This window comes from Blastopirellula sediminis, assembly GCF_020966755.1.
In the GTDB taxonomy this organism is placed as follows: domain Bacteria; phylum Planctomycetota; class Planctomycetia; order Pirellulales; family Pirellulaceae; genus Blastopirellula; species Blastopirellula sediminis.
In genome coordinates, this window is record NZ_JAJKFT010000004.1 from 1627547 (window position 1) to 1641897 (window position 14351).

Genomic DNA, 14351 nt, shown 5'->3' on the forward strand with positions numbered 1-14351 from the left:
TACGCAACGCCGCCCGAGGCTCGCACTTCCCGGGGCGGCGTTTGACCAACGCATGTGACCGCTAGTGACGAAACACTCGCTTGTCGCGTTAGTGAGTTGGTTGAATTGTGTGAAGCAGGAGTCGCTACGAGACGATTCGCAATTGCTGTCGTCGCGCGGCGGAGAACTGCTTTCTTGTCCGGCTAGCCTGTTGGGGCGGAGCCGTTTGACAATCTTGGCAGGATTGCAGCGTGCATCGAAGCGGTCCCAGTTGGTCGGAACCGATTTCGACGCTTCGCTGCGTGTACCAGCCAATTCCGTCGGCCCAATCTTGTTGTCGCAACACCAGGTAAGTTTGCTCCGGTGCGTCAACGCGAACCACAACCAGTCGGCTGGTATCGCCGTTTTGATTGATCACTTGCACGACCGACTCCTTGGTCGCGGGACGAGCGTCTCGCGACAAGGCCTCGGGCGCTTCCGAAGCGGCGGCCGCGCAGTCGTACTCGGCGATTGCGCGAGCCGTCCCGGGATCGAATCGTAGGATGACTGGGTTGGTGGATTCCGTTTGCATAACCGTCGCACGCTTCCGTAGTGGTGTTCGTTGCTATACAAGAGGCGCCTTGTCGAGCGGCAAACCGGTTAACGACCCAAAGGGGTTGACCGGCGAACCGTCCGAAAACTCGATCGCGCATTCGATAGGACAAATGCTCGAACATTGAGGCTCGTCGTAGGATCCGACGCATTCCGTGCAGGTATCCTGGTTGATCAGGAAGTGAGCGTCGTTTTTGCCTTTACGAATCGATCCGGTCGGGCAGACCATCTGACACGCGTGGCAATTGACGCATCGATCCACAATTTTCAGGGCCATCGTCCGGTCCTTTGCTGTTGCGTTTGGGCCAATGCGGCTCGCACGGAAACTCCCTGCGATTTCCTACGCCGTCATCTGAGTCTGGTTGTCGGTCAGTTTGCCGTTCTGGTACATCTCGACATAGACGGCCCAGACGGCGTCTTCAATTTTCTCCATGGCATGCTCGCCGTTCGGCATGATGCCTGCGCTTTCCAGCGTTTCCCAAGGTTCGTATCCGATCTTGGAGCACAGAACCGCTTCGCAACCTTCCAGGGCTTTGATGATGCCGCCGAGCAGGCTATCGCCGTCGCCGCACGTGTCGCCGCCGGTGCAGTACAAGTCGGTCTTGCGATGGCTGATGAAGCGGACCCCTTCGGGCGAGGCTTCATAGACCAGGAATTCTTTCGCGTGACCGAAGTGCTGATTAACCAGGCCGCCCCCTTGGGACGCGATCGCCATCAAGACGGGGCGCGTTTCGGCGGGAATTGCGTGGTCGGCATTGACGCTTTGCGATTGCGTCGTCGCTTTGGCCAGTTCGGCGTTGATCGCGTCGTGCACCTTCTTCCGTTTGACCATGGCCGCTTCGTAGTCGATTTCCATCGCTTCGATTTTTTCCATGGTGAACTCGGCGCCGCGGTCTTCACCGAGTAAACCGACCGCATCGGCGCGGCATTGTCGGCAGTGACGCATCATGTTCATGTCGCCGGAGCATTCGTCCTGCAATTCCTGCAGTTCTTTCGGCGTCGGACCGCGTTGTTCCATCAGACCGAAGTAGGTCCCATGTTCCGGTTCCGCGATCAGCGGCATCACGTTGTGGAGGAAGGCGCCCTTCGATTTGACGACGCGGCTCACTTCCGCCAGGTGTTTGTCATTGATCCCCGGCAGCATCACTGAGTTGACTTTGACGAGGATGTCGCGTTCAACCAGCTTTTCGAGCCCTTCCTGCTGGCGATCGATCAAGATCTTGGCGCCTTCGACGCCGCGAACTCGCTTGTTGTTCCAGAAGACCCACGGATAGATCTTGGCGCCGATTTCAGGATCGACGCAATTGATGGTGATCGTAACGTGATCGATGTTGTGTTTCGTCAATTCGTCGGCGTAATCAGGTAGCGCCAAACCATTGGTCGAAACGCACAGCTTGATGTCGGGAGCTTGTTCCGTCAGCATCCGGAACGTCGAAAACGTTTTGTTCGGATTGGCCAGCGGATCGCCAGGACCGGCGATTCCCAGCACCGTCATTTGCGGAATGTTGGCCGCCACCGCCATCGTCTTTTTGACCGCTTGTTTGGGGGTCAAGAGCTCGGAGACGACGCCAGGTCGTGATTCGTTGGCGCAGTCATATTTGCGGTTGCAGTAGTTGCACTGAATATTACAAGCCGGAGCGACGGCGACATGCATCCGAGCGAAATGATGATGCGCTTGCTCTGAATAGCAGGGATGATTGAAAACGCGCTGACGAACGCTTTCGGAGAGATGGGACAGTTGATCGTCGGTCGAACCGCACGATCCGGAGGAACAACCTCCTTGGGGGACTTCGGTTTCCGAGTGATCGCCGAGCACTTTCAGTTCGAGCATATTGTTCTCCATCCACTTGATGAGTTGAATTCATCCGGTCATGGGTAACCGAACACCGCCGCCCTATTGAGTCGCGATGACGCCATATGCAAGCGGTGTGCCACGTCGCGGACCGCTCGAATTTTCGATTGCTGCGCTAGATAACGCCGGTTCCAGGGGCTTGAGGGAAAAGTTGGACGTCGCACGTCGGATGTTTTGTGTCTTGTTCGAGACAGAAACGCGTCGCGTTGGCGTCAAACCAACAGCGAAATCGCTGCGAGCGCCCAAATCACGCGGAAATTGCGTCTGGGATCGTTGTTCGCTTCTGTTTTTGACGTCAACCGACATAACCGAATCCTCGCTTTTCCCTTTGGCCGTTGGCTTACGTTTCGACAGCGCTCTCCTGAGCCGCTTCCAAGGCTTGGAGCAGATCGCTGGTCGACGCTTCGATGATTTCGACCCGCTTCGACTCACAGAAGCGGCGTTCTTTGGCGGTCGGGGATTCAATCAAGACCCAGCCTGCGGGATCGCCGGCGCTGTAGATCATGTCAGTAAATACCATCCGTTCGGTGTCGCGAGTCAGACGGAGGCCGATGCCGAGATATTGCCGATTTAACCGGTATTCCTTCACAAAACCAGGAATCGCGAAACCTCCCATCAGCTCGGTGATGTAGTCGACGTAGTCAGCGTCCGAGGCGATATAGTCGGCCGACGGTCGCGGGGTTCCCATCGGTTTGAAGAGAACAGGGAGCGTCACGTCGACTTCCGCATTCTTCACTTCGCGATACGCTCCATCTTGGTAGTGATAGAGACGATAGCGGAAGTCGGTTCCGGCGATCCGGGCGAGGCCGACAATCAAGGTGTGGGGCGTTTCTGCGTACAAATCCTGCAGCTGCGTATCGCGGTTGATGTCGAGCACGAGGTGAGGATTCAGGTCAGCGACTAGTTTATGAAGGCGCGACTGCGTCCATTTGTCGTGACCATACGTATCGGTCAGAAAGCGACTGATGAAGGTGCGCCCCTTCTTTAACTCCAAATTCATCGCCGCGCGGGCAAACTCCCACATCAGCTTTGGCGCCATCGGCTTGCCGCCGTTCATAGCCAGAATCAGGCCGTCGCTCGTTGCAGGGATTGGTTCATCGGTTTCTTTATGAACGACATCCGACAAAGCTCCTGGGCCGAGATAGGGGACGATTTCGCCGCTGCGAATACCCTGGACAAGTTGGTTCAGAAGTGAGTCAGTCACGGGGATCGCTCCTTTGCTTATTGGTTAAGGGGGATGGCTCGTATATAGGACGCGGCGAGTGCGCAATAAGCGTCTACGCGCGGCGTTGCTGCTATCACCTGTTTTCGCAAGTGGTGTGCCGCTGGGATTTTGTCTTCCCGTGTTGACGGCAATGGTGGTGCGACGGCGAAGGGCGTCAGCTTTCGCGTCCATCAACCTCTTGGCGTGCCTTAACGTCCGGGATTACCGACGGTTGCGCTTCTTCTCCACAAAACCTGTTTTCAGCCGGTTGTTTTGTTTGTGTCGTTCCCTCCAGTTGCGTTTGTCGGAATGGAAACAGGAGGTCGGACGTTGCGACAAGAGAGCGACGACAAATTCGAAAGAGGCGTATTCTTCGAAGAAAACCGGGGTTTTTCTTGCCGGCGACGGCAAGACTGGTCGCGACTTTTTCTATTGGCACACCCATTGCATTAAGGGTCCCGCGTTGCCGATGACGTGCGGCAAAAAACAGGAACGCTATTTTTCACACTCACCTACACCTTCAGGAGAACCCTGTATGGCCCTCCGACAATGTGCGATCTACGGTAAGGGAGGAATTGGGAAGTCGACGACGACCCAGAACCTCGTCGCCGCGCTCGCAGAAGCTGGCGAAAAAGTGATGATCGTTGGTTGCGATCCCAAAGCGGACTCGACCCGACTGATGCTTCACGCCAAAGCGCAAAACACGATCATGCACCTGGCCGCCGAGGCCGGCAGCGTGGAAGACCTGGAACTCGAAGACGTTCTTAAGGTCGGTTATGGCAACACGAAGTGCGTCGAATCGGGCGGTCCGGAACCGGGCGTCGGTTGCGCAGGTCGTGGCGTCATCACGGCGATCAACTTCCTCGAAGAAGAAGGCGCCTACGATGAAGACCTCAGCTTCGTCTTCTATGACGTCCTTGGCGACGTCGTCTGCGGCGGTTTCGCGATGCCGATTCGCGAAAACAAAGCCCAGGAAATTTACATCGTCGTCTCCGGCGAAATGATGGCCATGTACGCGGCCAACAACATCGCCAAGGGGATCGTGAAGTACGCCAACTCGGGCGGCGTGCGTCTGGGCGGTTTGATCTGCAATAGCCGCAACACCGATCGTGAAGCGGAACTGATCGAAGCTCTCGCCGAGAAGTTGGGAACCCACATGGTTCACTTCATCCCCCGCGACAACGTCGTTCAGCGTGCCGAAATCCGCCGTATGACCGTGATCGAATACGATCCGAAGGCGGCTCAGGCTGACGAATATCGCAACCTGGCGATGAAGATCCGTGACAACAAGAAGCTGGTCATTCCGACGCCGATCACGATGGACGAACTCGAAGACTTGCTGACCGAGTTCGGCATTCTGGACGAAGAGGACGAATCGATCGTCGGCCAAACCGCCTCGGCCGATGCGTAAGCCAGGCTGCGGCCTGACAGATATAGGCTGGCGTTTCGAATCAGCGGGATTCGAAACGCCTTGTGTAGATGGCGGAACCAACAACCAATCAATAGCTACGCTACTAACAAGTCATACGAAGCGACGCCAAAGGGGGACTGCCTTGGTCACGCTTGGCGCATACCTGAAAAGGAGCTCTTGCAATGTCTGTGATGACCAAAGAGGAAACTGAGGCCCTGATCCAAGAGGTGCTGGAGATCTATCCAGAAAAGGCGAAGAAAGATCGCGCGAAGCACCTGGCTCCCAATGATCACGAAGTCGAGCAGTCGAAAAAGTGCATCACCAGCAACAAAAAATCGTTGCCGGGCGTGATGACGATTCGCGGCTGTGCCTATGCCGGCTCGAAAGGGGTCGTCTGGGGTCCGATCAAGGACATGATTCACATCAGCCACGGTCCGGTCGGTTGCGGGCAATATAGCCGCGCCGGTCGCCGCAACTATTACATCGGCACGACCGGGGTGAACACTTTCGTCACGATGAACTTCACTTCCGATTTCCAGGAAAAGGACATCGTCTTCGGCGGCGATAAGAAGCTCGCCAAGTTGATCGACGAAATTGAAGGCCTGTTCCCGCTGCACCGCGGCATCTCGGTCCAGTCGGAATGCCCGATCGGTTTGATCGGCGACGACATCGAAGCGGTCTCGAAGAAAAAGACTGCCGACATCGGTAAGGTGGTCGTGCCGGTTCGTTGCGAAGGTTTCCGTGGCGTCTCGCAGTCGCTCGGTCACCACATCGCCAACGACTCGATTCGCGACTGGGTCTTCAAAGACGGCGAAGGCGCCATGGGGACCAGCTACGAACCGGGACCGTACGACGTTTCGGTCATCGGCGACTACAACATCGGCGGCGACGCCTGGTCGAGCCGCATCCTGCTCGAAGAAATGGGGCTGCGAGTCGTCGCTCAGTGGTCTGGCGACGGTACGCTGGCCGAGCTCGAAAACACGCCGAAAGTGAAGCTGAACTTGCTCCACTGCTACCGCTCGATGAACTACATCTCGCGGCACATGGAAGAAAAGTACGGCATTCCGTGGATGGAATACAACTTCTTCGGTCCGACCAAGATCAACGAATCGCTCCGCAAGATCGCGGGCTTCTTCGACGACAAGATCAAGGAAGGCGCCGAACGGGTCATCGAAAAGTACAAACCCGAAATGGACGCCGTCCAAGCCCGATTCACTCCCCGTTTGAAAGGGAAGCGAGTCATGCTGTTCGTCGGCGGTCTCCGTCCGCGTCACACGATCGGCGCCTACGAAGATCTCGGGATGGAAGTGGTCGGCACCGGTTACGAGTTCGGTCACAACGACGACTACGATCGTACGATCAAGGAAATGGGGAACGCCACCCTGATTTACGACGACGTGACGGGCTACGAATTTGAAGAGTTCGTCAAGCGTCTCCAGCCTGACCTGATCGGCTCCGGCATCAAGGAAAAGTACATCTTCCAGAAGATGGGAATTCCGTTTCGTCAAATGCACTCGTGGGACTACTCCGGTCCGTATCACGGTTACGACGGTTTCGCGATCTTCGCCCGGGACATGGATATGACGCTCAACAATCCGTGCTGGGACCAGGTGACTCCTCCCTGGAAGAAGGCCGCGGAAGCGTCGACCGGCGGGGCGGCGTAGTGCAAACGGAAACAAGTAGGGTCCGGCCGGAACCGGCGCAGTATCGATTCCGGCCTCGCTGACCGATCCAAAAACATTTTAATCCTGAAAGGATTTTAGTCATGAGCCAAGATGTCGATACCATTAAGCCGTGTTACCCGCTCTTTCGCGATGCGGATTACAAAGAGAATCTGAAGACCAAGCGTGAGCTGTGGGAAAACTACGACGGCGACGAAAAGGTCAAGGAAGTTTTTGAGTGGACCACCTCTCAAGAATATCAAGACCTCAACTTCAAACGCGAAGCGCTGACCGTCAATCCGGCGAAGGCCTGCCAACCGCTGGGTGCGGTTCTCTGCTCCCTCGGCTTTGAAGAAACGATGCCGTACGTGCACGGTTCGCAAGGCTGCGTCGCTTACTTCCGGACCTACTTCAACCGTCACTTCAAAGAACCGATCGCCTGCGTTAGCGACTCGATGACCGAAGACGCGGCGGTGTTCGGCGGCCAGAAGAACATGTTCGACGGTCTGGAGAACGCCAAGGCGCTCTACAAGCCGAAGATGATCGCCGTCAGTACCACCTGCATGGCGGAAGTGATCGGGGACGACCTGAACGCCTTCATTCGCAACGCGAAGAAGGAAGGTCACGTTCCGCAAGAGTACCCGACCCCGTTCGCCCACACGCCGAGCTTCGTCGGCAGCCACACCACCGGCTGGGACAACATGTGGGAAGGGATCGCTCGCTACTTCACGCTCAACGAGATGGAAGGGAAGCAGGTCGGCTCGAACGGTAAGCTGAACATCGTTCCCGGCTTCGAGACCTATCTCGGCAACTTCCGCGTCATCAAGCGGATGCTGAAGGAGATGGGGGTCGACTACTCGATGTTGTCCGATCCGGAAGAAGTGCTCGACACGCCGGCCGACGGCGAGTTCCGCATGTACGCCGGCGGTACGACGATCGACGAAGTCAAAGACGCGCCGAACGCGATCGACACGCTGTTCCTGCAGAATTGGCAATCGGTCAAGTCGCAAAAGTTCGTGCAGAACACCTGGAAGCATGAATCGAAGGACATTCAGATCCCGATGGGTCTGCAGTGGACCGACGAATTCCTGATGAAGGTTTCGGAGCTGACCGGCAAGCCGATTCCGGCTTCGCTCGAGAAGGAACGGGGCCGCCTGGTCGACATGATGACCGACAGCCACACCTGGATGCACGGCAAGAAGTTCGCCCTGTGGGGTGATCCCGACTTCGTGATGGGGCTCACCAAGTTCCTGCTCGAGTTGGGCGCCGAACCGACCCATGTCCTCTGCCACAACGCCAACAAGCGTTGGAAGAAGGCGATGGAAAAGGTCCTCTCGGAATCGCCGTACGGCGTCAACAGCAAGGTCCATCTCGGTTGCGACCTGTGGCACATGCGATCGCTGGTCTTCACCGACAAGCCGGACTTCATGATCGGCAACTCGTACGGCAAGTTCATCCAACGTGACACGATCACGAAGGGGAAAGAGTACGAAGTGCCGTTGATCCGGCTCGGTTTCCCGATCTTCGATCGGCACCACCTGCACCGAGACACCACGCTCGGCTATGAAGGCGCCATGCACATCCTGAAGACGCTGGTCAACGAGATCCTCACCCGACTCGACCAGGACACGATGGGCATGGGGACCACCGACTACAACTACGACCTGATTCGCTAGTTCCTAGCGAAGAGGATCACCTGGCTGCGTGGAAGCGCAGCGCACCAAGGTTCAGATCCGGTGGGTGCTAGCGACGCCCTGTCGCCCCTCAGGGCGTCGACTCCCCAGGTCTGACTTTACCACCCAAACGTCAAAGGAATTCACCAGTGCCAAAGATCATGTTGCGACGGACCGAATCGGGCTCCATCTCGTTTTACGTTCCCAAAAAGGATCTCGAGGCGGAAGTGAAGACCCTGGAGTTTTCAACTCCCGAGAAATGGGGTGGAGAAATTGAACTGACCGATGGATCGCGATTTTACGTGGAACCGCTCAACTACGAGCCCAAGCTGCCGGTGACGCTGCGTGCGTCGCGCGTCGGCGGTATGGATGACGACTAAGCGGCGTTAAGCGTAGATCGCCCTACGTAACTCGTTGGCAAAGAACATATTCATCGAACGAAGGAGAACGAATCATGGCTATGAAAATTGATCCGGATGAATGTATTTCGTGCGGCGCCTGTGAACCGGAATGCCCCACCAACTCGATCAAGCCGACGCTGCTGGCCTACGCCATCGACGCCGCGACCTGCACCGAATGCGCCGGCGAATACAAGAAGCCGCAGTGCGTTACGCTCTGCCCGATTGACGATTGCATCACCCTCCTTTCCACGTAGCGCTGGTTAGCCGCCGCTTACGGTGGGCTGATGCGGATATCCACCCTCAGCCCCGCTTTCCATATCGCTCATAATCAGGTCAGGGGGGGCATCATGGGACCGTTGTTATCAAGGGAACTGGCGCATCGCGTCGCTATGGCCGCCCATGTCTTGGGGATCGAGCCTCGCGCGATGCTGCTGACGTTGTTTGACGCAGTCGGGCTGCCGTTCTCGAAAGCTCGTTTCACGATGCTGACGGTCAGCGACTTGCGAGAAGGGCTGGAAAAACAGCATGTTGCGATTCCCACCTCGAGCGAAACGCCCGAGAAGGAACAGCTCCTCAAGCTGAAACATGCGGTCCGGTGCATTTGGGGATACAAAGACGACGACCGCCAGCGTCTTCCCGAACCGACCGGGCGTCTCGATTCGCCGCTGCCTGGTTCGATCCGCGTCGCGGTCGCGACTTCAACCGGAAAGCAAGTCGACGAACGTTTCGGCGGGGCGCTCCGCTTCTTCGTCTATCAAGTCAGCAAAGAAGAGACGCAGTTGGTCGACGTCCGCTCCGCTGCGGAAGCGGTCGACTCAGAGGACGCGATTGACTTTCGCGCTCAGCTGATTCCCGATTGCCAGGTTCTCTACACGCAGGCGATCGGCGGCCATGTCGCGGCCAAAGTGATTCAGCGCGGCGTTTACCCGCTTACGGTGGACAGTCGACCCAAAGTCGATGAAGTGCTGGATCGTCTTCAGCAAAAAATGCAGGACAATCCTCCGCCCTGGTTAGCCAAGGCGATGGACATTCCGCTGGATGACCGCATTCGATTCCAAGATCAGGGGGTTTTAGAACCGCTATGAGCCAGCAAACTGCCGCAATTACCAGCGAAACGGTCGACGCCATCGCCGATCAATTCGCACAGACCGACCTGGGACCGCTCGCCTTCGACGCGGTTCGTTCGCAATTCCCCAGCGTTCGAATCACGCACTGTTTCGACGACGACATCTTCTCCGGAAAGCCGGTCGCGCGACGTCCCAAATTCGCCATCTACTTGGTTGGGGGGGATGAACATTGTCTGTCGTTGACCAACGATTTCGACATCGCCATCGGCGTCGTGATCGCTGAACTGCTCGACGACAAATAGAAGGCGCCTTGTCGGCGACTTCGGTCGATAGCGTTTCCACCAATTTCAGCGGACCTACGACTATGGGAATGAATCAGAAGGATGTGGCGGAGCTGCTCGACGAAAAAGCGTGCGAGCACAACAAAAAATCGAAGTCGGGCTGCGCGAAGCCGAAGCCTGGTTCGACGGCTGGCGGCTGTGCGTTTGACGGCGCCCAGATCGCGCTACTGCCGATCGCCGACGTTGCGCATATCGTCCATGGGCCAATCGCTTGTGCCGGCAGCAGTTGGGACAACCGGGGTACGCGATCGTCGGGACCGGAACTCTATCGGGTCGGCATGACGACCGACTTGACCGAACAGGATATCATCATGGGACGCGGCGAAAAGCGTCTCCTCCATTCGATCAAGCAGGCGATCGACTCCTACTCGCCTGCGGCTGTTTTCGTTTACAACACGTGCGTCCCGGCTCTCATCGGCGACGATGTCGGCGCGGTATGTCGTACCGCCGAACGAGAGTGGGGCGTTCCGTGCGTGATCATCGATTCGGCCGGTTTCTACGGGACGAAGAATCTGGGAAACCGGATCGCTGGCGACGCGATGGTTAAGCAGGTCATTGGAACTCGTGAGCCTGACCCTATCGCCCGAACGGGGCGAAATGGGATGCGGATTCACGACATCAACCTGGTCGGCGAGTACAACATCGCCGGCGAGTTCTGGTATGTTGCGCCGTTGTTCGACGAGCTGGGAATTCGAATTCTCTGCACCCTCTCGGGCGACGCTCGCTTCCGCGAAGTGCAAAGCATGCACCGCGCGGAGGTCAATATGATGGTCTGTTCCAAGGCGATGCTGAACGTCGCTCGCAAGATGGAAGAGAAGTACGGGATTCCCTGGTTTGAGGGGAGTTTCTACGGCGTCGAAGATACCTCGCGGGCGCTCCGCGACATCGCTCGCTTGATCGGCGATCCCGATCTGATTCAGCGGACCGAGGCCCTGATCACGCGGGAAGAAGCTCATGTCGATCAGGCGCTGCAGCCTTGGCGAGATCGACTGCGCGGTAAGCGGATTCTGCTTTACACCGGCGGTGTGAAGAGTTGGTCGGTGATCTCGGCTCTGCAGGACCTGGGAATGGTGGTTGTGGCCACTGGCACCAAGAAGTCGACCGAAGAGGACAAGAAACGCATTCGCGAGTTGATGGGTGATGACGTCAAGATGATTGACGACGGAAATCCCCTGGCGCTGCTCGACTCGGTCCGTGAGCTGAAGGCCGACATGCTGATCGCCGGTGGGCGAAACATGTACACCGCCTTGAAGGCGAAGATTCCGTTCCTCGACATCAACCAGGAACGGGAGTTCCCCTACGAGGGTTACGAAGGGATGGTCGAACTCGCCAAGCAGATTGCGTTGGGGCTGGAAAGTCCCGTCTGGGCTGCCGCGAAAACCGAGGCGCCATGGAAACTGACGACCGGATCCGACCAAGCGCTACTTCATGCGATGACAGGGGAGTCCAATGGCTGAAATCAAGAAACGGAAGAAACCCCTTTCGGTGAGCCCGCTGAAGGCGAGCCAGACCATCGGCGCTTCGATCGCCTTCTTGGGAATCGATCGTTCGATTCCCATGATGCATGGATCGCAGGGGTGCACCGCTTTCGGCAAGGTCTTTTTCGTCCGGCACTTCCGCGAGCCGATTCCGCTGCAAACGACCGCGATGGATCAGGCTAGCAGCGTGTTGGGGGCGGATGAAAACGTCATCATCGGCCTCAAGACGATTTGTGAAAAGACCAAACCCGATTTGATCGGTTTGCCGACAACCGGCCTGGCCGAAACGCAAGGGTGCGACGTGCAGCGAAACGTGGCTGAGTTTCGCGAGCGGTTTCCCGAATTCGAGAGCGTTCGGATCGTGCCGGTCAACACGCCTGACTTTACCGGTAGCTTTGAGCACGGATATGCGGCTGCGGTCAAAGCGATGATCGAAACGCTCGTCCCCGAGTCGAGCTGCGCTGGCGAAAAGCCGCAGCAAGTGAATGTGCTGGCAGGTTCGGCGCTATCGGTCGGCGACGTCGAATGGCTGGGGGAACTGATCGAGTCGTTCGGACTCGAACCGATCATTCTGCCTGATTTGTCGATGTCGCTCGATGGGCATCTGACTGATCGAGATTATAGTCCGGTTTCGGCCGGGGGCATGCCGGTCGACAAATTCAACGAGCTGGGAAAATCGGCCGCTACGCTGGTGATCGGCGACTCGCTCACCAAAGCGGCCGATGCCCTTCAGCAGAAGACGGGCGTTCCCAATCACTACTTCCCGCACCTGATGGGGCTGGAAATGAACGATCGCTTCATCATGGCGTTGATGGCGGTCAGCGGAAAGCCGGCGCCCAAACGTTTGGAGCGACAGCGTTCGCAGCTGCAAGATGCGATGCTCGACGCTCACTTCACGCTTGGCCAAGCCAGAATCGCGATGGCTGGCGATCCCGATCTCTTGATCGGCTTTAGCGATTTGCTGAGCCAAATGGGTTGCGAGATCATCGCCGCGGTTGCGCCGGCGAACGCCCCAATTCTTACGAAGATCGCTACCGAATTCGTTCAGATCGGTGATTTGGAAGATCTCGAAAAGATGGCGTCTCAAAAGGATGCACAATTGATCATTGGGAATTCCCATGCGGTGGCGACGGCTGAGCGATTGAAGCTGCCGTTGATCCGGGCTGGTTTCCCGCAATACGACCTGCTGGGCGGTTACGGACGCTGCTGGAGCGGATATCAAGCGACACGACAGGCGCTATTCGACTTTTCAAATGCAATCACGCTCCATCGCGAGCATTTGATTCAACCCTATCACTCCATTTACTCCCAAAAGCGTTCCCCCCATGCACAGGAGCGAAACCATGACGATCAAGAGACATATCAAGCTGATCAACTCCGAATCTGATAGCTGGCAGGAGACCGAGATGGAAATTCCCGCACTGCGCGTCGCGCTCGCTTCTTCCGATGGCGTCCATGTCGACGAGCACTTCGGCTCGGCGAGCCAATTGGTGATCTATCGCGTCGATGGAAGCTCTGCGCAGTTGATCAGCGTTGCGTCGTTCAGCGACATGAAGCAAGACGGGAACGAAAACAAACTCACCGAAAAGTTCACGGCGCTGGAGGGAACCCATGCGGTATTCGCTCTGGCGGTGGGCGCGTCGGCCGTTCGACAACTAGTCGCCCTGGGAACGCAACCGATCAAGCTCGGGGAAAAGGCGGACGTCAACGAAGTGCTGTACTATCTGCGCGAAGAGATTCGTAACGGTCAAACCCCCTGGATCAACAAGGCGCTGAATCCGCCCATCAAGTCGTCGGAGGAACGTCTCGAAGCGTTGCTCGGCGAGTCGTGGGACGAATAGCCGAACGATTCGGAAATTGCGACTCAACTGATTTCCATATTCACGCTTATCGCCCCGGTAAGGTTATCTGGCTGAAAGGAGCCAACACGATGAGTGAAACGACCACCGTCTCCGACTACGTCGAAACCCCGTTTACTGCCGAATTGCTGAAGCAGATGCGGGCCCTCGACACCTACGACGCGCATGCCGACAAGACGCCTGCCGAAACGTTGGATCCGTACATCATGACGAAAGAACGGAAACGCGAGATTCCGATCGTCGGCGATCCGGATGAAATCACGATGGCCCGCGTCGCCGCCTACTACAACGCCTTGGCGACCTCGATTGAGCTCCGCTGCGGCCTGATGGCGGTGCCGATGATCAAACTGACGCATGAAGGTTTCGGCCGCGCGTTGATCTCGGTCGGCAAATTGATCGTGCTCGACAAGACGCTGCGGGATGTCCATCGCTTCGGCTTCCCGACCTTTGAGAAATTGAATGATCAGGCCGAGACGCTGATCGCGGGCGCATTGGCCATGATTGAGAAGTTCAACGAAGTCGCTAAGTCGTAGCGGAACTTCTCTTCAGATCGAGCTTACCACCATAGCGGGGCGCAGTGGGTTGCACTTCAGGGCAACTCATTGGGGCCCGCTTTTTCGTGCGCTGTCGGATTGTCCGCGGAACCGCCTGTTTTCCGCTTCAATGCGAGTTTTGTCGCAGAACTCACAAGGAATTTGTCGCGAAGGCGACGCATATTCGATGGGGAACGAGAACGTTGCCATGCTGTGTTACCAGCGATCGAATTCCCGATGAATTCGGCATCTGTTTCAGGGAAACTGAAGCGACGGCAGGCTTTGAATAAGGGGGATTCCT

At 57.1% G+C, this 14351-nt stretch carries 14 protein-coding genes and 1 pseudogene; 11 read left to right on the top strand and 4 right to left on the bottom strand.

The genetic code is table 11. The annotated features are described in order from the left end of the window. Positions 1-124: 124 nt before the first annotated feature. The 4 genes from LOC68_RS10330 to LOC68_RS10345 all read right to left on the bottom strand — a co-directional run bounded on the left by LOC68_RS10330 (position 125) and on the right by LOC68_RS10345 (position 3626). Complete coding sequence (locus LOC68_RS10330; RefSeq protein ID WP_230218269.1) at positions 125-550, bottom strand: hypothetical protein; 426 nt, start codon at positions 548-550, stop codon at positions 125-127. 33 nt (positions 551-583) lie between these two features. Next, positions 584-847, bottom strand: a complete 264-nt coding sequence (locus LOC68_RS10335) for a 4Fe-4S dicluster domain-containing protein (RefSeq protein ID WP_230218270.1) — start codon at positions 845-847, stop codon at positions 584-586. A gap of 63 nt (positions 848-910) precedes the next feature. After that, positions 911-2401 (bottom strand): nitrogenase cofactor biosynthesis protein NifB, encoded by a 1491-nt coding sequence (gene nifB, locus LOC68_RS10340; protein WP_230218272.1) that lies wholly within the window; start codon positions 2399-2401, stop codon positions 911-913. A gap of 361 nt (positions 2402-2762) precedes the next feature. Further along, positions 2763-3626, bottom strand: a complete 864-nt coding sequence (locus LOC68_RS10345; RefSeq protein ID WP_230218274.1) for an SIR2 family protein — start codon at positions 3624-3626, stop codon at positions 2763-2765. A gap of 535 nt (positions 3627-4161) precedes the next feature. Here LOC68_RS10345 and nifH point away from each other — a divergent pair. The 11 genes and pseudogenes from nifH to LOC68_RS10400 all read left to right on the top strand — a co-directional run bounded on the left by nifH (position 4162) and on the right by LOC68_RS10400 (position 14050). Further along, on the top strand, positions 4162-5037 hold the full coding sequence (gene nifH, locus LOC68_RS10350; RefSeq protein ID WP_230218275.1) for a nitrogenase iron protein: 876 nt from the start codon (positions 4162-4164) through the stop codon (positions 5035-5037). A gap of 182 nt (positions 5038-5219) precedes the next feature. After that, a complete protein-coding gene (nifD, locus tag LOC68_RS10355) occupies positions 5220-6701 on the top strand; it encodes a nitrogenase molybdenum-iron protein alpha chain (RefSeq protein ID WP_230218276.1) in 1482 nt (493 codons plus the stop codon). A gap of 101 nt (positions 6702-6802) precedes the next feature. Further along, positions 6803-8374 carry a nitrogenase molybdenum-iron protein subunit beta gene (nifK, locus tag LOC68_RS10360; RefSeq protein ID WP_230218277.1) on the top strand — a complete coding sequence of 524 codons (1572 nt, stop codon included), beginning with the start codon at positions 6803-6805 and terminating at the stop codon, positions 8372-8374. 146 nt (positions 8375-8520) lie between these two features. Continuing rightward, a complete protein-coding gene (gene nifT / locus LOC68_RS10365) occupies positions 8521-8751 on the top strand; it encodes a putative nitrogen fixation protein NifT (RefSeq protein WP_230218278.1) in 231 nt (76 codons plus the stop codon). 44 nt (positions 8752-8795) lie between these two features. Next, positions 8796-9026: pseudogene (locus tag LOC68_RS10370) on the top strand (4Fe-4S binding protein); the annotation flags it as partial. 93 nt (positions 9027-9119) lie between these two features. Beyond that, entirely contained in the window at positions 9120-9857 is a 738-nt protein-coding gene (locus LOC68_RS10375) for a NifB/NifX family molybdenum-iron cluster-binding protein (RefSeq protein WP_255671087.1), read from the top strand. Continuing rightward, the gene (locus LOC68_RS10380; protein ID WP_230218281.1) at positions 9854-10141 is read left to right on the top strand and encodes a hypothetical protein; all 288 of its coding nucleotides are present in this window, start codon (positions 9854-9856) and stop codon (positions 10139-10141) included. The genes LOC68_RS10375 and LOC68_RS10380 overlap by 4 nt, the downstream gene beginning before the upstream one ends. A gap of 68 nt (positions 10142-10209) precedes the next feature. Beyond that, positions 10210-11637 carry a nitrogenase iron-molybdenum cofactor biosynthesis protein NifE gene (nifE, locus tag LOC68_RS10385; protein ID WP_230218282.1) on the top strand — a complete coding sequence of 476 codons (1428 nt, stop codon included), beginning with the start codon at positions 10210-10212 and terminating at the stop codon, positions 11635-11637. Further along, positions 11630-13045 (top strand): nitrogenase iron-molybdenum cofactor biosynthesis protein NifN, encoded by a 1416-nt coding sequence (gene nifN, locus LOC68_RS10390; RefSeq protein ID WP_230218283.1) that lies wholly within the window; start codon positions 11630-11632, stop codon positions 13043-13045. The genes nifE and nifN overlap by 8 nt, the downstream gene beginning before the upstream one ends. Further along, positions 13002-13499, top strand: a complete 498-nt coding sequence (locus LOC68_RS10395) for a NifB/NifX family molybdenum-iron cluster-binding protein (RefSeq protein ID WP_230218284.1) — start codon at positions 13002-13004, stop codon at positions 13497-13499. Before nifN ends, LOC68_RS10395 begins: the two co-directional genes overlap by 44 nt. A gap of 89 nt (positions 13500-13588) precedes the next feature. Beyond that, positions 13589-14050 (top strand): NifX-associated nitrogen fixation protein, encoded by a 462-nt coding sequence (locus LOC68_RS10400; RefSeq protein WP_230218285.1) that lies wholly within the window; start codon positions 13589-13591, stop codon positions 14048-14050. The last annotated feature ends 301 nt before the right edge of the window (positions 14051-14351 follow it).